The sequence below is a fragment of the Lysinibacillus sp. JNUCC 51 genome (assembly GCF_015999525.1).
In the GTDB taxonomy this organism is placed as follows: domain Bacteria; phylum Bacillota; class Bacilli; order Bacillales_A; family Planococcaceae; genus Lysinibacillus; species Lysinibacillus xylanilyticus.
Window position 1 is genome coordinate 3902113 of record NZ_CP065545.1, and the last position, 20221, is coordinate 3922333.

Consider the following 20221-nt stretch of genomic DNA (forward strand, 5'->3'; position numbering starts at 1 on the left):
ATGCATATACATATATTGAGCTATAATCTTTTTCATTAAAGAGTGTTTAAAAAATCAATTAAGAAATGAAGGTGTTCAGATGAAGCGTATTCATTATAGCTGGTTTATTTTAGTTGTAACCTTTTTCTCGATTATTGTTGCAGGGATTACAATGTCATCATCAGGGGTATTTATAGACTCCTTTGAAAAAGAATTTAATTGGGATCGATCTTTAATAGCTTTAGCTTTTGCAGTGAGTCTATTTTTATATGGTTTTTCAGGTCCATTTATGGCGGCATTACTAGAAGTAGTTGGTTTAAAGAAAATGATGCTGGGAGCGATGGCTACATTATTCATAGGCATGATGCTTACGCTTTTTATGACACAATCATGGCAATTAATCATTATATGGGGCTGTATTATTGGCTTAGGAGCAAGTCTCTTTTTAACGGTGTTAAGTCCTTATGTAGCCAATCATTGGTTTGTGAAAAGTAGAGGGTTGGCAGTAGGGATTTTAACGGCAAGTACTGCAACAGGGCAGTTAATTCTCCTTCCTATATTGGCAATTATTATTGAGCATTATTCTTGGCGATGGGCGATTGGATTAATTCTCATTTTAAGTATGGTTATGTTCATCACTATTTCTATATTTATTAAAAATAAACCACAGGATATTGGAATTCTTCCTTATGGAATGGAAGAAAATCTAGCAATGCGACAGGAGAATCATAAGAAAAATCCGATTAGTATTGCGTTTAATGGTTTATTTGAAGCTATAAAAAAGAAAGAGTTTTGGTTATTAGCGGGAAGTTTTTTCATTTGTGGACTTTCAACTAGTGGGTTAGTTGGTACTCATTTTGTTTCTTATTGTATTAGCTTTGGTATCCCTTTAGTAACCGCTGCATCCTTTCTTTCTTTTATGGGAGTATTCAATCTCGTAGGCACTACTTTATCAGGGTGGCTGTCTGACCGTTTTGATAATCGATGGTTATTGTTTTGGTATTACCTTTTAAGAGGAATGTCTCTGCTTTTACTCCCGTATGCATTAATACAAGGGTCGCTCACTTTACTGACAATCTTTACAATTTTTTATGGATTAGATTGGATTGCAACAGTGCCTCCAACGATAAGTATTTCTAGACAAATTTTTGGAACAAATAAAAGTGGCATTATTTATGGGTGGATTTTCGCATCACATCAAGCAGGGGCAGCAGTTGCAGCTTATAGTGGAGGCCTTATCTATAAGTTTTTCAATTCATATACTTGGGCCTTTTTCCTTGCAGGGATGTTCTGTGCATTGGCAAGTTTATTTGTTATCATCGTGAAAAAACAAACACCTCATCATGCCAATACTTGATAATAGACTACTCGATTTTCTTTGGGCGCAATTCTAGCTTTCGTCGGTTCTCGAAATTTTATTAGCAATAGGTATTTAGCAGTATCGAGCCGCCGTTCCTCCAATTTGTTTCCGTTGTCGCTTCGCCTTCGCACATCACCCCGCATTTTACCGAAAAGCCATACTTTATTTAATAAACATCAAATTTCATTGAAGCAATAGTTATAACAACATGTAGTTGAAGCCAATATTATATCGGCTTCAACTTTTTCTTTAAAAATTTTTTGACATCATTCAAACAAAAGTTTATAATGTAAACAAATATAATAAAAGGTGATGCTATGAATGAAAGAGAACAGGCGGTCCTTGCATTAATTCGCCAGAATCCGTTTATGTCTCAACAAGAGATGGCCGATAAAATGAATCTGTCTCGACCAGTCCTTGCTAATTTAGTGTCGAGCTTAACGAAACAGGGGAAAATTGTAGGTCGTGCATATATTTTGCCTGAGGAAAATGAAATTATTTGTATCGGTGGAGCTAATCTTGACCGAAAATTTCATGTGAAGGGGAATGTCCAGTTCGGTACATCCAATCCTGCAAGCTCTTCATTTAGTGTAGGTGGTGTTGGACGAAACATTGCTGAAAACTTAGGCAGATTAAATCATCAAGTAACATTGCTGACTACTGCCGGCAAAGATGCTGATTGGCAAGTTATCCAAGAAGCTTCAGAGCCATTTATGAATTTACGTTATGTAGAGCAGCTACCTGACGCTTCAACTGGTTCCTATACTGCGGTTATGGATGAGCAGGGCGAGCTAGCATTAGCGGTAGCAAATATGGAAGTATATGATCTTTTATTGCCAAGTTTGCTAAAAAAACATGAGGCAATGCTGATGAATGCGGGCTGCTTTATTATGGATTTAAACTGTCCAAAGGAAACAGTGGCTTACATACAGCAGGTTGCAATTGCCCGTGACATTCCTTTTGTCATTGTACCGGTATCTTCACCAAAAATGAATCGATTACCCGATACGTTGCAAGGTGTAACATGGTTTATTTGTAACACAGATGAAGCAGAGACGATTGTTGGTCACAAAATCGAAAACTCTGCGCATTATGAAAAGGCTTTACAGCAACTTCTTAAATTAGGTGCTGAACAGGTAATTATTACTGCGGGTAGCAAAGGTGTGTATGCAGCTTCCACTACAACGAAGCCAAGTCATTACGCAGCTAAAGCTATAGAAAAAATTGAAGATGTAACAGGTGCAGGAGACGCCTTTGTCAGTGCTGTAATACATAGCTGGCTTACTGGGCAATCCTTTGCAACATGTATTGATGCAGGCTTAACGAATGCCAAAAATACACTTGCATCCCCATATACAGTAAGACCTGAGCTATCAGTTGATTTGTTAAACAGTGAAATGGAGGAATAACAACATGAAAGAATTCATCGTATTATCAGAAGAAGTAAAAGCAGGACAAGCGAAAGGCTTACCAATCGTAGCATTAGAATCAACAATTATTTCTCACGGAATGCCATATCCACAAAATGTACAAACAGCACGTGAAGTAGAACAAATTATTCGTGATAATGGTGCAGTACCAGCAACTATTGCATTAATCGATGGTAAAATTAAAATTGGTTTATCAGATGAAGAACTTGAAATGTTCGGTAATGCACAAGGTGTAGCAAAAGCGTCTCGTCGTGACTTAGGCTATCTTTTAGCAACAAAAAAATTAGGAGCGACAACTGTAGCTGCAACAATGATTTGTGCGGAGCTAGCTGATATTGAAATTTTTGTAACTGGCGGTATCGGTGGCGTACACCGTGGTGCTGAAACAACAATGGATATTTCAGCAGATTTAGAAGAATTAGCTCAAACAAATGTTGCTGTAATTTGTGCGGGTGCTAAGTCAATTTTAGATATTGGTTTAACTTTAGAATATCTTGAAACAAAAGGTGTACCAGTTGTTGGATACGGTACAGATGAGCTACCAGCATTCTATACACGTCAAAGCGGTTTTGATGTTAACTTCAAGATTGATACTCCAGAGGAAGTGGCAGAAATGCTACGTGCAAAATGGCAATTGGGCTTAAAAGGTGGAGCTGTCATCGCTAACCCAATCCCAGAGTCTGAAGCGCTTGAGAATTCATTCATTACTGGAATCATTGAAAAAGCTTTAGTAGAAGCAGAAGAAAACGGTATTCAAGGTAAAAACGTGACACCATTCTTACTTGGAAAAGTTAAAGAATTAACAGAAGGTAAAAGCCTTGATGCCAATATTGCATTAGTGAAAAATAATGCAGTAGTTGGGTCGAAAATTGCTGTAGCGTATAATAAATTAAGCTAAACAACTATAAATATAGATAGAGACTCTTTGCGAATATTTCATTCGCAAAGGGTCTTTTTATTCATTACCATGAATATTTTTTCCATTTTTCACATTGTTCACGAGAATAACTAAACAAAATGACACAGTTACTTTACAATAGCCCATTAAATTTTATACAATTAAGTTTATATCTAATCTGAAAAATTTGACGAGCAAGGTGGACATGTTATGGCGAAAGAGCAAATTTTGACTCCCGAGGACGTTTTTGAGTTAGTCAAATCCTACATGAATGATGAAAATGTCGCATTCGTGAAAAAAGCATATGAATTAGCAAGGGATGCCCATATTGAGCAATTCCGAAGCTCGGGTGAACCGTATATTATTCACCCTGTGCAAGTAGCTGGTATTTTAGCTGAATTACAAATGGATCCTGAAACAGTTGCGGCTGGTTTTTTACATGATGTTGTCGAGGATACGGATTTTACGCGTGACGATTTGGTTCGTGAATTCGGCGAAGAAGTTGCGATACTTGTAGACGGTGTAACAAAGCTAGGGAAAATTAAATATTTATCTAAAGAAGCGCAACAAGCAGAAAACCATCGAAAAATGTTTGTAGCTATGGCGCAGGATATTCGTGTCATTTTAATTAAACTGGCAGACCGCCTGCATAATATGCGCACGTTAAAGCATTTACCAGCAGAAAAACAACGCCGTATTTCTAAAGAAACGCTTGAAATTTTTGCACCACTTGCGCATCGTCTTGGGATTTCGACTGTTAAATGGGAGCTTGAGGATACAGCACTTCGTTATTTAAATCCACAGCAATATTATCGCATTGTCAGTCTTATGAAGAAAAAACGTGATGAACGTGAGGCATATTTAGACAATGTAATGGCTGAGATGAAGTCACAGCTTACAGATGTTGAAATTGAAGCGGATGTTTATGGTCGTCCAAAACATATTTACAGTATTTATCGTAAAATGGTGTTACAAAAGAAACAGTTCAACGAGATTTATGATTTATTAGCCATTCGTGTACTTGTCGATAGTATTAAAGATTGCTATGCCGTACTTGGGATTGTGCATACATTATGGAAGCCAATGCCTGGTCGCTTTAAAGATTATATTGCGATGCCAAAACAAAACTTATATCAATCACTGCATACAACAGTAATTGGTCCTTATGGTGACCCATTAGAAGTTCAAATTCGTACGAAGGAAATGCATAAAATTGCCGAGTACGGGATTGCTGCGCATTGGGCGTATAAGGAAGGTAAAAAAGTTGATAATGAAAAACAAAATGTCGACCAAAAATTAACGTGGTTCCGAGAAATATTAGAATTCCAAAACGAATCTTCTAATGCTGAAGAATTTATGGAATCGTTAAAATTTGATTTGTTTTCTGATATGGTTTATGTATTTACACCTGAAGGAGATGTCATTGAATTACCAGCAGGCTCTGTACCTATCGACTTCGCATACCGTGTGCATTCAGAAGTTGGGAATCGTACAATTGGCGCGAAAATCAATGGTAAAATGGTACCGCTTGATACACCGTTGAAAACGGGAGATATTATTGAAATTTTAACTTCTAAGCAATCATTTGGTCCGAGTCGTGATTGGTTGAAAATAGCCCAATCCTCACAGGCGAAAAATAAAATAAAGCAATTTTTCAAACGTCATCTTCGTGAAGAAAATATCATCAAAGGTAAAGAGATGATAGAAAAGGAAATCCGTGCACAAGGTTTTGAGATAAAAGAAACAATGTCAGCGGAAAATTTGAAGCGTGTATGTGAAAAATTTAATTATACAAATGAAGACGATTTATATGCAGCTGTAGGCGTGAATGGAATTACAGCTCAACAAGTTGTTAATCGTTTAGCGGAAAAACGTCGCAAAGAGCGTGAACAGGAAGAAGCTCTTGAGAAAATTGAACAAAAAATGAAAAACCCTATTCCACAAAAACGTACAGAATCGGGTGTTATCGTAAAAGATATCGACAATATGCTTATTCGACTTTCACGTTGTTGTACGCCAGTTCCTGGAGATGAAATTGTAGGCTTCATTACGAAAGGAAGAGGTGTTTCAGTGCACCGTGCAGACTGTCCAAATATTCAAGTTGATGATGAGCAGGAGCGTTTAATAGAAGTTGAATGGGAACACGGACTTACTCCAGAGAAAAAAGAATACCCTGTTGATATTGAAGTTTCAGCCTTCGATAGACCAGGAATTTTAAATGAAATCATGCAAATTGTTAGCGAAACAAAAACGAATATTTTAGCAGTGAGTGGTCGTGCAGATCGTGATAAAATGGCAACGATTCATTTAACGATTTCGATTTCAAATATTTCGCATTTGCATAAAGTAGTGGAACGTATTAAGCAAACACCTGATATATATTCAGTGCAACGTGTTATTAACTAATTCGAATGGTTGGACAGTAGGAACTTTATTTGTATTGAAAGTGGATCTTCTGGTGCATTCAAAGTGAGAATTGAGGTTTTAAAGAATGAAAGTAGTTTTACAACGTAGTAAAGCAGCCTCTGTTACTGTTGACGGAAAAGTAACGGGAGCTATTGATAGCGGTTATGTTCTTCTTGTTGGTATTACACATGGGGACACACAAGAGGATGTAGAATATTTAGCGAAAAAAGTAGCGAATCTCCGCCTTTGGGAAGATGCTGAAGGAAAAATGAATCATTCTATTTTAGAAAATGGAGGGGCTATTCTATCTGTCTCACAATTTACATTGTATGGGGATGCTAAAAAAGGAAATCGTCCAAGTTTTACAAGTGCAGCAAGACCTGAGGTTGCGGAACCGTTATGGGAGGCTTTTAATAATTCCTTGCGTGAACACGGTTTACATGTGGAAACAGGAATATTTGGTGCGATGATGGATGTTGCACTTACAAATGATGGCCCTATTACAATCCTTCTTGAGTCTAAATAAATGGTACATTTCCTATGATTTCTTCATACATTAAATAGTATGGTTAGTTTTGTAGGAAGGAAGTGTATTAATATGACGCAGGTAGGAAGTATATCAAATCCATATTTATACGAAACTCTTAACATGATGATTGGTCAGGCAATTGTAGTGCAAACTAAGAAAAATATTCAGCAAGGAAAATTAATCTCTGTATTACCTGATGATATTGTTTTAGAGGTTAGCCGTACGCCATTTTTCATTAGTATGAAGGAAATTGTATGGGTTACTTTAGCAACAATGAAAAAATAAATGCATAAAGGACCTATACTCTCGTATAATTGAAGATCTTTTACGTTTTAGTGTGTGTAAAACAGAGATTATTGAAATCTAAGATCTGTTTGTATGAACATGCACCGTTTGCAACACAGACAGCAAACATCGTAACTTTCTATCAACTTATGACTACTATAACAAAAGAGTCATTTAAAACAGTCCTATAATTGATTGATAATAATAAAAAAGCTGCAAGGGAAGTATAATGCTTCCTTTGCAGCTTATTTATTTATCTCGATTGGAAAAGATTATTAAGAAGTGGGATGAAGAAAGTCCAAGCTTCTTTATTAATTTTCGTTAAAGTAATTTAAAATGCCTTGGTAGATGCCGAGAGTGGCTTGTTCACGGAATTTAGCGGTTGTAATCACACGTTCCTCACTACCATTACTTAAGTAGCCTAGCTCAATGAGGGCAGCTTGTTGGCGATTTTCTCGTAGCACTAAATAATTTCCTTGTTGAGTACCACGATTCTTAAGATCGATTTTATTTGAAAGTCCATTATTTATTGCATCTGCAAGACCTTGTTGATTACTGTTCATATAATAGGAGGTAAAGCCATTAACGGAGCTATCCTCTGTTGCATCATAATGAATACTAATAAAAGCATCTGCTTCATACTGGTGCGCAATTGATACGCGTTTGCGGAGTGCAACATATTCATCTGATTCTCTTGTCATGACAACATTTGCTCCAGCAGCACTCAACTTTGAAGCAAGAAGAGATGCTGTTTTCAATGTAATTTCCTTCTCCTCTGTTCCACGTTGTCCGGTAGTGCCGTGATCATTTCCACCATGTCCAGCATCTACGACAATAGTTAGCCCATTTAAAGTGCCTTTCTTACGTGGTTTAGATTTATCTTTTTTTATAGCAGTAGTGGCTTTGTTCGACGAAGAAGTAGTAGTAACGACCCAGTTCGCCACAAATGCAGTTTTGTCATCTACTTGAATTTCATAAAAATCATTTTTTGCGCCTACAATAGGGTAGGTTTCACCAGCATCAACACGTGCAACAACATCAGCAACTGTTGTTGCATCTGTCCGTAGGTTTGTCCCGTTATAAATGATTGTGACAGATTCAAGCTCTGAGGAAGAAGAAGTAGATTTTGATGTCTTTTTTTCTATATTTGAAAAAGTACCATAAAAGCTATAAACCCAACCTGCTTTATTATCGTTATATTGAATTTGTACCCAGTTATGTTCTTGAGCCAGCACTTTAAAGGCTTGTCCATTTGAAATTGTTCCTATTTTTTTAGCATTTAAGTCGGGCGTTTGGCGCACATTAAGTGCATCCACTAAAACTGTAAATGTAGTATCTTTGTTGATTTTTTTTGTAGATACTTCAACTTTAGGTTCATCAGCCTCAGCCTTTACCTTTTTTTCAGGTAGGTCATTGATTGTAACATAGTCAGTAGAAACCCATCCTACTAGTCCGTTCCAATCTATTTTTGCCCATTCGCCATTTTTTTCAATAAGTTTTGCTTGATTGCCTATTGATAATTGTCCAAGAACTGCTGAAGATATGTCAGGCTCAGTTCGAATATTTAGACGATCGACTTGTGAAATCAACGTTTTATCAATCGTTTGTTTATCGTTAATTGAGGCTGTTAGCCAAGACGCTACCCAACCTTCATTATCGCCTGCTTTAACTTGAATCCAATCGCCCTCACGACTAATAGAAGTTAGCTGATCACCCTCATCTAATGTCGTAATAATTGGATAAGACAGTCCAGGTCCCTCACGTAAATGAAGAATCATTCCAGTTACTTTTAAATCACTGGTGTCGGCTAGTGCTGTTTGAACATTATTCATATTTGGAATTGCAATCATTAGCACTAGTATGTAGATGATACTAATATTTAAAAGTTTTGTCCTCATCAGATTCCTCCTATCTTGTCCTATTTTACCATGCTTTAATAATAGAATTCGTGGGAAAAAGGTAATGGAATTTGTTATTTTCACAAATGTATTGTAAAAAAAACAAAAATAGTTGACATTACCTTTTGTTGTGACTAACATAAAGGGTAATCAAAAAATGATTAATCGCTTATGACCAAGCAAGTAGCATATACCTCTATTGGAGAAGAGAGGGAAAGACCTAGGCTGAAATCTTTCCTACAAAAATGTATATTGTGAACAACACTTGAGAGGCTTTTTTCTGAAAAGTAATGCTTAGTAGGAAAAAACGGAATCGGCCGTTATCCGATTAGGAGGAGGACGCATGAATTTGATGCGTCAACTAGGGTGGAACCGCGGAAGCTTGTACAGCTCTCGTCCCTTGCAATACGCAAGGAGGCGAGGGCTTTTTTTGTGGACAAAAAATGAGAAAAGTCCAGAAGACAGCTTGCTCATAAGCAATTTATAAAGGAGGTTTTTCTATGAGTTTTAAAGTGCCACGAGGGACACAAGATATTTTGCCTGGTCAATCAGAAAATTGGCAGAAGGTAGAAGCGGTTATCCGTGATATCTGTCGTGTCTATCGCTACAATGAAATTCGCACACCAATTTTTGAGCAAACAGATTTATTTGCACGTGGTGTCGGTGAAACAACGGATGTTGTTCAAAAGGAAATGTATACATTTGAAGATCGCGGTGGCCGTTCGTTAACATTGCGTCCGGAGAATACAGCTGGAGTAGTTCGTGCATATGTTGAACATAAAATGTTTGGTGCACCTGACCAACCAGTAAAGCTTTCATATTTAGGACCAATGTTCCGTTATGAACGTCAGCAAGCAGGGCGCTACCGTCAATTTGTCCAATTTGGAGTAGAAGCTATTGGTTCAGCTGATCCAGCTATTGATGCAGAAGTTATTGCACTAGCAATGGATGTCTATGAATCAGCAGGTTTACAGGATTTAAAATTAGTCATTAATTCACTTGGCGATAAAGAAACACGTGATACACACCGTACGGCATTGTTACAACACTTCGAACCACATATTCATGAGTTTTGTTCGGATTGCCAAAACCGTTTGCAAAAAAATCCACTGCGCATTTTAGATTGTAAGGTAGACCGCGAGCACCCATTAATGAAATCTGCACCTGCATTAACTGATTTCCTAACAGAGGAGTCAGCGGCATATTTCGCTCAAGTTAAAACGTATTTAGATACACTGGGAATTTCGTATGAGGTTGATGCAAATCTTGTAAGAGGTCTTGATTATTACAATCATACGACTTTTGAAATTATGTCAACGGCTTCTGGCTTTGGAGCAATTACTACACTTTGTGGTGGAGGTCGCTATAATGGCCTTGTGCAAGAAATTGGTGGACCAGATGTACCAGGTATCGGTTTCGCATTAAGTATTGAGCGTTTGTTGCTTGCTCTTGAAGCTGAAGGTGTTGAATTAGACACAGCATCAGGGCTCGATGTCTATATGATTGCTATGGGCGAAGAAGCGAAGCTAAAAACGGTAGAATTAACAAGTACTTTCCGTGCTAAGGGCATTTCTGCAGAGATGGATTATTTAGATCGCAAAATGAAAGCTCAAATGAAATCAGCAGACCGTTTAGGTGCAAAATATACGATTGTTTTAGGTGAAACAGAGCTTGAAGAACAAGTAGCTACTGTTAAACATATGGAATCAGGTGAACAACAAAAAGTAGCGTTCTCAGAATTAGTGAACTACCTATTAAAACAATAAGCGAATACAAGCTAAACAGAGATCGTTTATATATCAATACAGGATTATCTGTCTAAAATATTTACGTTATTTTGGACAGATAATTTATCTAACAATGAACTGCTAATTTTCCTTGGCATCAATTCACTACTTAGTAGGAACTGTATGCTACATAAGTAAAATAAATAGTTCATCACCGAAAGTTGGGATGAGATTTGTGAAAACGGAAATCAACCCTAAGTAAATGGTGATGAACCAAATAAATTTTGGAGGAATTAAATAAATGGCAACAAGAACACATGCTAGTAATGAACTTTCAGAAGCATTAAAAGGCGAAAAAGTCGTATTAAAAGGTTGGGTACAACGTCGTCGCGACCTAGGTGGTTTAATTTTCATTGATTTACGTGACCGTACTGGGATCACACAGGTAGTGTTTAGCCCTGATGTAGCAGAAGCACATGCTTTAGCCGATAAAGTGCGTAGTGAGTACGTAATCGAAGTGGAAGGGACAGTAATTCTTCGTTCAGAAGATCAAATCAACCCAAATGTACCAAACGGTAAAATTGAAGTAGAAGCAACAAAATTAGTCGTTATTAATACGGCAAAAACAACACCATTCCAAATCGAAGATCGTACTGACGTATCAGAAGATTTACGTTTAAAATATCGTTATCTTGACCTGCGTCGTCCTGCAATGTTTGATACATTCAAAATGCGTTCAGACGTTACTCGTACAATTCGTAACTTCTTACAAAACGAAGGCTTCTTAGAAGTAGAAACGCCAATTTTAACAAAATCATCTCCAGAAGGTGCTCGTGACTATTTAGTACCATCACGTGTTCATGAAGGTGAATTTTATGCATTACCACAATCACCTCAGCTATTTAAGCAATTATTAATGGTGTCTGGTTTCGAAAAATACTTCCAAATCGCACGTTGTTTCCGTGATGAAGACTTACGTGCTGACCGTCAACCGGAGTTTACACAAGTTGATATTGAAACAAGCTTTTTAACGCAAGATGAAATTATTGAAATGAACGAACGCTTAATCCAAGCAGTTATGAAAGATGTAAAAGGTATTGATATTCCTGCTCCATTCCAACGTATGAAATATCAAGAAGCTATGGATCGTTACGGTTCAGATAAACCTGACGTACGTTTCGGCTTAGAGCTAGTTGCTTTAAATGATATTTTTGATGGCTGTAATTTCAAAGTGTTTGCTGATACAGTAGCAGAAGGCAAGCAAGTAAAGAGTATCAACATTAAAGGTGCAGCAGACAAATACTCTCGTAAAGACATGGACGAGCTAACAAAGTTCGTTGGTATTTATGGAGCAAAAGGTCTGGCTTGGTTAAAAGTAACAGAAGAAGGCTTAAACGGACCAATTGCAAAATTCTTTGACGAAGCATTAACAGCATCATTAATCGAAAGTATGAAAGCTGAAGTTGGCGATATTTTAGTATTCGTTGCTGATAAAGCATCTGTAGTAGCAGCATCTCTAGGCGCTCTTCGTACGAAATTAGGCCAAGACTTAGGCTTAATCGATGAATCAGAATTTGCATTCCTTTGGGTTACAGATTGGCCATTATTAGAGTACTCAGAAGAAGATGGTCGCTACTATGCAGCACACCATCCATTTACTCGCCCATTTGACGAAGATATCCCGTTAATGGAAACTAATCCTTCTGCTGTCCGTGCACAAGCATACGATATTGTATTAAATGGTTATGAGCTTGGTGGAGGTTCACTACGTATTTATGAACGTGAATTACAAGAAAAAATGTTTAATTTACTTGGTTTCACAGAAGAAGAAGCAAGAGCTCAATTTGGCTACTTATTAGAAGCATTTGAATATGGTGTACCGCCACATGGAGGTCTAGCATTTGGTCTTGACCGCTTCGTAATGTTACTTGCTGGCCGCACTAACTTACGTGACACAATTGCATTCCCGAAAACTGCAAGTGCAAGCTGCTTATTAACAAATGCACCAAGTGAAGTTTCTCTAGAACAATTGGATGAGCTAAATTTAGCAATTAAAACATTTAAAAGATAATTAATACTCCTAAATACCTGGATTCTCTAGCAAAAACTGTTGAGAATCTAGGTATTTTTTGCGTTTTCACAAGAATTAAGATTTTTTAGAAGAAAATAGTTTGAATTATCAGATAGTTAATGTTATTATAACTGTAATACGAATCCTGAAGTGTTTGTCTAATTGCTAGCTCTACTTAACAGTTTTGACCGAACATTTTAGAATCGGGAGCCTTCATTTTGTAGTCGCAAACAAGCCCCACGCGGAGCGGGACGTTTAAAGCTGCAAAGCGGGCACCCCCCTGCGAATTGCGGGTTCAAAACGAATGTTTCTTGGCATAACGGCACAATCGGGATTCGTCATACATAGTAAATAAGCACAAAGAGGAGCGTAAAATTAGCTCCTTTTTTAGTGCGAGTAAATGGCTATTCAATAAGACAACCGCACAAGCAAGACTTATAATAGAACAAATTGCAGAGGACAAATGACAATGATCCTTGGCTAAAAAAAGAATGAAGTGAATCATTTGTTGCTGCGGCCACGTTATCGCTGCACTTTCGCACAGACAAAATCGGTTGTTGCCTGAATGCCTCAAGGAATGCGACTAGTCTGAACGGAAATTACCCCAAAGTTAGGGTGAAGAATCTAAAAAAATTAGAAAATATAAAAAATACTTTTTATTTTTGTAAAAGTGTCATATAATTGGTATAGACAACTATACCAAATAAAATGATAGCTTGTTTACTTCAGCAAAGCTCCTCAAAAAAATGGTTAGGGGGTGATCTATTGAAGAATACACTTTTAATTTCCAATGTAACGATAGTCAATCATGATGAAGCGCCATTTATGGGCGACTTACTCATTGAAAATGGTAGAATTATCAAGATGAGTAATAACTTATCTGTTCAGGCTGAGCATTATATAGATGGTAAAGAGAGAAATTGGTTACTGCTACCTGGCTATATCGATATGCACATACATGGCTCTGCTGGGCATGATGTGATGGATGCAACGCAATTAGCATTACATCAAATGGCACGTTCTTTAGTACAAGAGGGCGTTACGGGCTTTCTTGCTACTACGATGACGCAATCTATAGAAGCGATTGAAAGCGCTTTATCAAATGTTGCTCAATTCGAAAATAATGATGATGAGGCAAGTTTATTAGGTATACATGTAGAGGGGCCATATGTATCGAAAGAACGGGCAGGAGCTCAGCCAATAGAATACATTATTTTACCGTCTACTGAGCAATTTACATCTTGGCAGAACATAAGTAAACAACGTATTAAACAAGTCACAATTGCACCTGAGGTAGAGGGAGGCTTTACGTTTATTGAATCGTTAAAAGATTTAAATGTTATTCCTTCCATTGGCCATTCTGATGCATCAATTGAAGAGGTGGATAGGGCAGTAACATTGGGCGTAAGACAGGCTACACATTTATATAACCAAATGCGCCCTTTCCATCATCGTCATCCTGGTGTCGTTGGTGCAGTGCTTTTAGAGGATCAGGTGAAGACTGAAATTATAGCTGATTTCGTGCATTGTCATCCTCAAGCTGTAAAGCTAGCGTATCGAATTAAAGGAGCGAATGGTATTATCTTAATCACCGATGCGATGCGGGCAAAAGGCTTACAATATGGTGATTATGATTTAGGTGGTCAAACCGTTCACGTTTCAAAGGATGGAGCTCATTTATCTAATGGGGCTTTAGCGGGTAGTGTATTAACGATGGAGCAAGCAGTAAAAAATATGAAAGCAATCACCAATTGCTCATTGCAGGAAATTGTTGCAATGTCTTCTACGAATGCTGCTAAACAATTACAGCTTCCAACTAAAGGTCGTATTGCAGAAGGTTATGATGCAGATTTTGTATTACTAGATGAAAATTTAAATGTACAAAAAACTATTTGTCGGGGTAAAGTTGTATTTGAGAAATGAAATAGTAAAGAGGCGATAAGGATGGTGCAGCACTTGTTAGATAAAAATTCTCATATACCTATCTATATACAAATAGAAGAAATCATTAAACAACGTATTTATTTAGAAGAATACAAAATCGGTGAAAATATACCTTCTGAGCGAGAGCTTTCTATGCAGTTTGATGTTAGTAGAATGACTGTTCGTCAATCAATCACAAATTTAGTTAATAGCGGATTATTGTATCGTGAAAAAGGGAGAGGTACATATGTTGCTAATCCAAAATTAGAACAACCGCTAAAAGGATTAACAAGTTTCACAGAGGATATGCGGGCTAGAGGGATGGAACCAAGCAGTAAAGTTTTACGCTTTGAAAAAATCGTAGCACCAGTTGATGTTGCTAGAGATTTAATGCTAGAGGTGGGCGAAGAGGTTTTCTTCGTTGTACGAATTCGTAGTGCAGATTCCAAGCCAATGGCAATAGAAAGAACTTATATTCCTGTGAAAGTATATCCAGAATTAGATGAAAAGAAAATAATGGGGTCATTGTATGCGTTAATTGAAGCGAAATTTCATCAAAAAATTGGAAATGCTATTCAGCAAATGGAGGCAGCTATTGTTCCAAAAGAAGATAGTAAATTTTTACAAATTAATCATACTGCACCTGTGTTAATTATTAAACGTACAAGTTATTTATCTGACGGAGTTCCGTTTGAGCTTGTGCGAAGTACTTATCGAGCTGATCGATACAAATTCATTAGTGAAATTAAAAGGTGATCCTATGGATGCATATTTTCTAGAAATTCAAAAGCTAATGCAGGTAGTAAAGGAGCAAGAGTATGCCCAAATAAAAGAAGCCGCACAATTAATTGTCCAAAGGCTTAAAAGCGGAGGAATTGTCCAATTATTTGGTAGTGGCCATTCTCATCTTTTAGCACAGGACGCATTTTATCGTGCGGGAGGGCTTGTACCTGTACGTCCTATAATTATTGAAGCTTTAACTTTACATGCAGGAGCAATGACATCATCTAAAAACGAGAAGGACCCGACTATAATTGAACGGTACAATGATCATTTTGATTTTCATGAAAATGATGTTTGTATAGTCATTTCGACATCCGGAAGAAATCAAGCACCGATAGATGTGGCTTTTTTAGCGAAAGAAGCGGGGGTACTTGTTTTGTCTCTGCAATCTCTTGCTTATTGTGAACAACCGACACGCCATCAAAGTGGACAGCGCTTAGAGGATGTAGTAGATATAGTTATCGATACGCATATACCAATAGGAGATGGTTTGCTGCATCACAATGAAATACAGTATGCACCATCCTCTACAGTTATCGGTTCATTTATTTTAAATGCATTAATCAGTGAAATCATTGAGATCATGGCTTTATCTGACGAAATATTACCAGTTTTTAAAAGTAATAATGTTGACTCTGATTTGTCTCATAATGAGGCTATGATTACCAATTATCAACATCGTATAAAGTTTAAATAACATGCGGAGGGATATCGATGAAGAAAATGTTTAAAATTACAGCGCCAGAGGGACTACATGCTAGACCAGCAGCATTACTGGTAACGGCTGTAACACCGTTTGAGTGTGACGTTCAGTTAACGTATAAAGAGAAATCGGTTAATTTAAAATCAATTATGGGCGTTATGGCACAAGGAGTAGCGCCAGGAAGTATTGTAGAAATTTCCGCAGAGGGACCTGATGCCGAGAAGCTTTTTCAAACAATAACAGAAGTTATGGTTTCAAAAGGAATTGGTGAGGAATGTTAGAAATTCAAGGAATCGCTGTTTCCCGAGGTATTGCCTTTGCAAATGCGTATTGTTTAAAGGAACCGGATTTAACTATTGAAGAAGTTAAGATTACTGATGTACATGCTGAACTAGAAAGATTCAAGGCAGCTATTGTAAAAACGAAAGCGGAACTGCAAGAAATCCATGATATCGCTTTGCAGAAATTTGGTGCTGAAAAGGCGGCCATTTTTGCTGCACATCTATTAGTACTAGAGGATCCGGAAATGTTAGCGTCTATTGAAGCGAAAATTCAATCAGGGGTGAATGCTGAATTTGCATTAGACGAAGTATCAAATATGTTCATTGATTTGTTTGAAGGGTTAGATAACGTCTATATGCAGGAGCGAGTTGCAGATATTCGAGATGTGTCTAAACGAGTGTTAGCCCATTTGTTAGGGGTTGAAATGGTGGATATGAATCGTTTAACCTCTGATGTTATTATTGTTGCTAAAGATTTAACACCGTCCATGACTGCGATGTTAGACACAACGTATGTAAAGGGATTTGTAACGGATATTGGTGGCAAAACATCTCATTCTGCTATTCTCGCACGGACAATAGAGATTCCAGCGGTAGTCGGGACGAAAAATGCCACGGAAAATATTCAACATGGAGCACCGATTATTTTAGATGGGACAAATGGCAAGATTATTGTCAACGCTACACCGGAAGTATCTAGCTTTTATATGCAGCAACAACATTTACACAATAAAGAGAATGAAGAACTTCTTCAGTATCGTTCATTACCAAGTTTGAGTGCGGATGGATTTTCAGTAGAAATTGCAGGGAATATAGGTAACCCTGAAGATGCGGATATGGTCATTAATGCTGGTGGAGATGGTATAGGCCTGTTTCGTACGGAGTTTTTATATATGGAACGACAGGAGTTACCTACTGAGGAGGAGCAGTTTCAAGCATATAAAAGCGTACTTGAAAAAATGCAAGGCAAGCCAACGATTGTTCGAACATTAGATATTGGCGGCGATAAAAATCTACCGTATTTAAAACTTGCTGATGAGATGAACCCTTTTCTTGGCTATCGAGCAATTCGAATTAGTTTAACGCAACAAGAAATGTTTCGTGTACAGATTCGCGCATTATTAAAAGCAAGCGCTTACGGCAATTTGAAAATTATGTTTCCGATGATTGCTACATTGGATGAATTTAAGATGGCGAAGGCTATATTGCTTGAAGAAAAACAAAGTTTGACAAGTGATGGGTATCCTATATCTGAAACGCTAGAAGTAGGAATGATGATTGAAATTCCGTCGGCAGCCATCATTGCAGATTTATTTGCAAAGGAAGTAGATTTTTTCTCAATTGGTACAAATGATTTAATCCAATACACGTTAGCAGCGGATCGCATGAACGAAAATGTTTCTTATTTATATCAACCATACCATCCCGCTGTTTTAAGACTAATAAAAAATGTCATCGATGCGGCACAGCATCATGGGAAATGGGTAGGTATGTGTGGTGAAATGGCAGCGGATGAAATAGCGTTACCGATATTACTAGGATTTGGATTAAATGAGTTTTCCATGAGTGCCTCCTCTATTTTAAAGACTCGTGCACATATCGCTAAGCTTTCTAAACAGCAGCTAATGCCACATAATGAACGCATTTTACAGCTATCCACAGCCTCGGAGGTCGAGGAATATGTGAAAAATAATCTTTTAAGTTTATCTTAAATTGCACGAATATTCAGTACCGAAAAGGGGTGATCCTGCATATGGAAATAAAAATAATCCCACCAAAAGATTATTTACAGGTACATCAATTAAGAGATTATTGTTTTCCTAATAAGTATACAGGTGCGCGGCGCGATGATTTTCATTATTGGGTTGAGCATAGCACAACATTGGGTGCTTACGATGAACATAAAGTAGTTGGACAGCTATTAATATTGCCACTTAATATGACCATTCATGGTGAAAATTATAAGATGGGCGGAATTGGTTTTGTTGCAACATATCCTGAATATCGGCAACAAGGTATTATCAAAAATCTTATGACAGATGCACTAAAGAAAATGCGAGAGAATGGGCAGAGCATTTCTGTATTAGCACCATTTTCCGTGTCCTTTTATCGTTACTTTGGCTGGGAATTATTTTTTGAAAAGCTATGTTACACTATTCCGCAATCGATGTTTCCTTCTTTCGGAAAGCAGCTGGACGAAGTGAGACGTATGAGCTTCGAATGGCCAGATCGTGATCTTTTTCAGGCGATTAAGGATTATCATAATGTCCAGTCGATCTTTAATAATGGAAGTATGCTTCGAGATGATGCTTGGTGGAAAAGAATAGAGAGAAGGATGCCTGATAGTCATTTTGCGGCATATTTTAAGGATGATAAAATTGCAGGTTATATTCGCTATATCATTCAGGATGGAACATTTGAGATTCATGATTTTATAGCAGAGGATTTACTTGCTGAACAAGCGATTTGGCGTTTTATAACGTCTCATGCGGCGAGTGTAGGTAGCATTAAAGGAGTTACTTCTAACAACCATCAATTTGGCTTCTATTTTAAAGAACCACAGTTTAAAAAGGAAGTTGTTCAGGATGTGATGGTAAGAATAGTAGATGCTTTAAGGTTTATGCAACATTATCCGTGGGGCGATATTCTGGAGCCGTTATATATTCAAATTGAAGATGCATTTTGTAGTTGGAATGAGCACGCATATAAAATAAATAAAAGTGGAGACGTCTCGGTAATTGAGACAAATTCTATCCCAAAAATGCATATGTTAACATTACCAATTAATCTTTTTTCAGCGATGATGGTTGGCTATCTTTCTGTAAAGGATACGGTCTTGTATGCAAATAAACAATTGACTGAAGACGTAATTGATCGATGGCAACAAGCGTTACCCACTAATAAACCAGCATTCTATGAATACTTTTAACTTTTTTCCATTTCTGGACGCATTGTTTATCTGTGGCGAAAGCAAAGCGACAGCTACGAAAATGTCGAGGCAAAATTGATGTATTGAAAAGTGAATATGAACGCAATTTATTCTAAAAATTTAAATTTTTTTGAACTTTTTTCTGGACTATACCAGTTGTTCGAATCCATTCAGTAGACTGTAGCAGAGCTATAGCCCAATTTTAAAAGTCTTTTTATGAGGAAGGAAATGGATTAAAAAGTATATTGTGGTATATACCAATTAATGCTATTCTCATCTTAAGAAAGCGATTTCATAGTTAAAAGATCATAAAAATAAAGGTAGTTAGAAAGACGAACTTAATCAAAAAGGAGTGTTTTTATGAAAAACATTATGCTAGTGTGCGTGGCGGGTATGAGTACTAGTTTACTAGTGTCAAAGATGCAAAAAGCGGCACAAGAACAAAACATTGAGGCAGATATTTATGCGATTGCTGAAGGTGAGGTTGACAAAGTATTAGCTGCTAAAACGGCGGATGTGCTGTTACTAGGTCCACAAGTCCGTTACTTAAAAGGGACATTTGAAAAAAAATATGAGGCAATGAATTTTCCGATTGATGTCATCAATATGGCGGATTACGGCATGATGAATGGTGAAAATGTTTTAAAGCAGGCGTTACAGTTGATTGGTTAAGGGGGCGACGAAATGGAAGAAGCAGTTTTAATGGAATCCATTATGGGACTGATTGTGCACAGTGGTAATACGAGAAGTGAATGTATGGAGGCTATCCAGCTAGCAAAAAGTGGACAGATTCAAGAAGCAAAGGAAAAAATACAGTTAGCTAATGATGCATTGATTGAAGCGCATCATTCTCAGACGGCTCTATTATCACAAGAGGCAAGGGGAGAAAAAGTAGAAGTATCAATGCTGTTAATTCACGCGCAGGATCATTTAATGAATGCCATTACGTTTCGTGATTTAGCAACTGAAATGATTGAGTTGTATGAACGAATCAAAGGGGAATAGCATCAAACCTTGAT

Annotated in this window: 17 protein-coding genes, 1 other RNA gene and 1 other annotated feature; of the genes, 17 read left to right on the forward strand and 1 reads right to left on the reverse strand. The window is 37.3% G+C overall.

Annotation, left to right across the window (positions count from 1 at the left end):
- Window positions 1-79: 79 nt before the first annotated feature.
- The 6 genes from JNUCC51_RS18795 to JNUCC51_RS18820 all read left to right on the forward strand — a co-directional run bounded on the left by JNUCC51_RS18795 (window position 80) and on the right by JNUCC51_RS18820 (window position 6887).
- On the forward strand, window positions 80-1336 hold the full coding sequence (locus tag JNUCC51_RS18795; RefSeq protein WP_337989252.1) for an MFS transporter: 1257 nt from the start codon (window positions 80-82) through the stop codon (window positions 1334-1336).
- 320 nt (window positions 1337-1656) lie between these two features.
- Complete coding sequence (locus tag JNUCC51_RS18800; RefSeq protein ID WP_100546084.1) at window positions 1657-2748, forward strand: carbohydrate kinase; 1092 nt, start codon at window positions 1657-1659, stop codon at window positions 2746-2748.
- Window positions 2749-2752: 4 nt separating this feature from the next.
- Window positions 2753-3667, forward strand: coding sequence for a pseudouridine-5'-phosphate glycosidase (locus JNUCC51_RS18805; RefSeq protein WP_337989253.1), 915 nt, complete (start codon window positions 2753-2755; stop codon window positions 3665-3667).
- 210 nt (window positions 3668-3877) lie between these two features.
- The gene (locus JNUCC51_RS18810; protein WP_337989254.1) at window positions 3878-6073 is read left to right on the forward strand and encodes a RelA/SpoT family protein; all 2196 of its coding nucleotides are present in this window, start codon (window positions 3878-3880) and stop codon (window positions 6071-6073) included.
- 85 nt (window positions 6074-6158) lie between these two features.
- Complete coding sequence (gene dtd, locus JNUCC51_RS18815) at window positions 6159-6599, forward strand: D-aminoacyl-tRNA deacylase (RefSeq protein WP_337989255.1); 441 nt, start codon at window positions 6159-6161, stop codon at window positions 6597-6599.
- A gap of 72 nt (window positions 6600-6671) precedes the next feature.
- Window positions 6672-6887 carry a DUF2642 domain-containing protein gene (locus tag JNUCC51_RS18820; RefSeq protein WP_337989256.1) on the forward strand — a complete coding sequence of 72 codons (216 nt, stop codon included), beginning with the start codon at window positions 6672-6674 and terminating at the stop codon, window positions 6885-6887.
- 311 nt (window positions 6888-7198) lie between these two features.
- Here JNUCC51_RS18820 and JNUCC51_RS18825 read toward each other — a convergent pair whose 3' ends face one another.
- Complete coding sequence (locus JNUCC51_RS18825) at window positions 7199-8785, reverse strand: N-acetylmuramoyl-L-alanine amidase family protein (protein ID WP_337989257.1); 1587 nt, start codon at window positions 8783-8785, stop codon at window positions 7199-7201.
- A 162-nt stretch (window positions 8786-8947) separates the two neighbouring features.
- Window positions 8948-9189: a binding site (T-box leader), on the forward strand.
- 96 nt (window positions 9190-9285) lie between these two features.
- Here JNUCC51_RS18825 and hisS point away from each other — a divergent pair.
- From hisS to JNUCC51_RS18880, 11 genes are all read left to right on the forward strand, one after another.
- Window positions 9286-10551 (forward strand): histidine--tRNA ligase, encoded by a 1266-nt coding sequence (gene hisS, locus JNUCC51_RS18830; protein WP_337989258.1) that lies wholly within the window; start codon window positions 9286-9288, stop codon window positions 10549-10551.
- Window positions 10552-10813: 262 nt separating this feature from the next.
- The gene (gene aspS / locus JNUCC51_RS18835) at window positions 10814-12583 is read left to right on the forward strand and encodes an aspartate--tRNA ligase (protein WP_337989259.1); all 1770 of its coding nucleotides are present in this window, start codon (window positions 10814-10816) and stop codon (window positions 12581-12583) included.
- A gap of 139 nt (window positions 12584-12722) precedes the next feature.
- A non-coding RNA gene (gene ssrS / locus JNUCC51_RS18840) (6S RNA) lies at window positions 12723-12922 on the forward strand.
- A 426-nt stretch (window positions 12923-13348) separates the two neighbouring features.
- On the forward strand, window positions 13349-14506 hold the full coding sequence (gene nagA / locus JNUCC51_RS18845; RefSeq protein ID WP_337989260.1) for an N-acetylglucosamine-6-phosphate deacetylase: 1158 nt from the start codon (window positions 13349-13351) through the stop codon (window positions 14504-14506).
- A gap of 33 nt (window positions 14507-14539) precedes the next feature.
- Window positions 14540-15262 (forward strand): GntR family transcriptional regulator, encoded by a 723-nt coding sequence (locus tag JNUCC51_RS18850; protein ID WP_443137010.1) that lies wholly within the window; start codon window positions 14540-14542, stop codon window positions 15260-15262.
- A 4-nt stretch (window positions 15263-15266) separates the two neighbouring features.
- Complete coding sequence (locus JNUCC51_RS18855; protein WP_337989262.1) at window positions 15267-15986, forward strand: sugar isomerase domain-containing protein; 720 nt, start codon at window positions 15267-15269, stop codon at window positions 15984-15986.
- A 17-nt stretch (window positions 15987-16003) separates the two neighbouring features.
- On the forward strand, window positions 16004-16273 hold the full coding sequence (locus tag JNUCC51_RS18860) for an HPr family phosphocarrier protein (RefSeq protein ID WP_049667704.1): 270 nt from the start codon (window positions 16004-16006) through the stop codon (window positions 16271-16273).
- The gene (gene ptsP, locus JNUCC51_RS18865) at window positions 16267-17985 is read left to right on the forward strand and encodes a phosphoenolpyruvate--protein phosphotransferase (RefSeq protein ID WP_337989263.1); all 1719 of its coding nucleotides are present in this window, start codon (window positions 16267-16269) and stop codon (window positions 17983-17985) included. Before JNUCC51_RS18860 ends, ptsP begins: the two co-directional genes overlap by 7 nt.
- A gap of 41 nt (window positions 17986-18026) precedes the next feature.
- Window positions 18027-19202: a GNAT family N-acetyltransferase gene (locus JNUCC51_RS18870; RefSeq protein ID WP_337989264.1), complete on the forward strand. Its 1176-nt coding sequence runs from the start codon at window positions 18027-18029 to the stop codon at window positions 19200-19202.
- Window positions 19203-19562: 360 nt separating this feature from the next.
- A complete protein-coding gene (locus tag JNUCC51_RS18875) occupies window positions 19563-19874 on the forward strand; it encodes a PTS sugar transporter subunit IIB (RefSeq protein ID WP_337989265.1) in 312 nt (103 codons plus the stop codon).
- Between the two features lie 12 nt (window positions 19875-19886).
- Entirely contained in the window at window positions 19887-20207 is a 321-nt protein-coding gene (locus tag JNUCC51_RS18880) for a PTS lactose/cellobiose transporter subunit IIA (protein ID WP_337989266.1), read from the forward strand.
- Window positions 20208-20221 lie beyond the last annotated feature (14 nt).

Excerpts from the sequence above, each read along its gene's own strand:
- JNUCC51_RS18825 (WP_337989257.1), bottom strand. The coding sequence starts at position 8,785 with ATGAGGACAAAACTTTTAAATATTAGTATCATCTACATACTAGTGCTA.
- JNUCC51_RS18880 (WP_337989266.1), top strand. The coding sequence starts at position 19,887 with ATGGAAGAAGCAGTTTTAATGGAATCCATTATGGGACTGATTGTGCAC.
- JNUCC51_RS18860 (WP_049667704.1), top strand. The coding sequence starts at position 16,004 with ATGAAGAAAATGTTTAAAATTACAGCGCCAGAGGGACTACATGCTAGA.
- JNUCC51_RS18820 (WP_337989256.1), top strand. The coding sequence starts at position 6,672 with ATGACGCAGGTAGGAAGTATATCAAATCCATATTTATACGAAACTCTT.
- dtd (WP_337989255.1), top strand. The coding sequence starts at position 6,159 with ATGAAAGTAGTTTTACAACGTAGTAAAGCAGCCTCTGTTACTGTTGAC.
- JNUCC51_RS18795 (WP_337989252.1), top strand. The coding sequence starts at position 80 with ATGAAGCGTATTCATTATAGCTGGTTTATTTTAGTTGTAACCTTTTTC.
- JNUCC51_RS18875 (WP_337989265.1), top strand. The coding sequence starts at position 19,563 with ATGAAAAACATTATGCTAGTGTGCGTGGCGGGTATGAGTACTAGTTTA.
- JNUCC51_RS18855 (WP_337989262.1), top strand. The coding sequence starts at position 15,267 with ATGGATGCATATTTTCTAGAAATTCAAAAGCTAATGCAGGTAGTAAAG.
- JNUCC51_RS18870 (WP_337989264.1), top strand. The coding sequence starts at position 18,027 with ATGGAAATAAAAATAATCCCACCAAAAGATTATTTACAGGTACATCAA.
- aspS (WP_337989259.1), top strand. The coding sequence starts at position 10,814 with ATGGCAACAAGAACACATGCTAGTAATGAACTTTCAGAAGCATTAAAA.
- JNUCC51_RS18810 (WP_337989254.1), top strand. The coding sequence starts at position 3,878 with ATGGCGAAAGAGCAAATTTTGACTCCCGAGGACGTTTTTGAGTTAGTC.
- JNUCC51_RS18800 (WP_100546084.1), top strand. The coding sequence starts at position 1,657 with ATGAATGAAAGAGAACAGGCGGTCCTTGCATTAATTCGCCAGAATCCG.
- JNUCC51_RS18805 (WP_337989253.1), top strand. The coding sequence starts at position 2,753 with ATGAAAGAATTCATCGTATTATCAGAAGAAGTAAAAGCAGGACAAGCG.
- ptsP (WP_337989263.1), top strand. The coding sequence starts at position 16,267 with ATGTTAGAAATTCAAGGAATCGCTGTTTCCCGAGGTATTGCCTTTGCA.
- hisS (WP_337989258.1), top strand. The coding sequence starts at position 9,286 with ATGAGTTTTAAAGTGCCACGAGGGACACAAGATATTTTGCCTGGTCAA.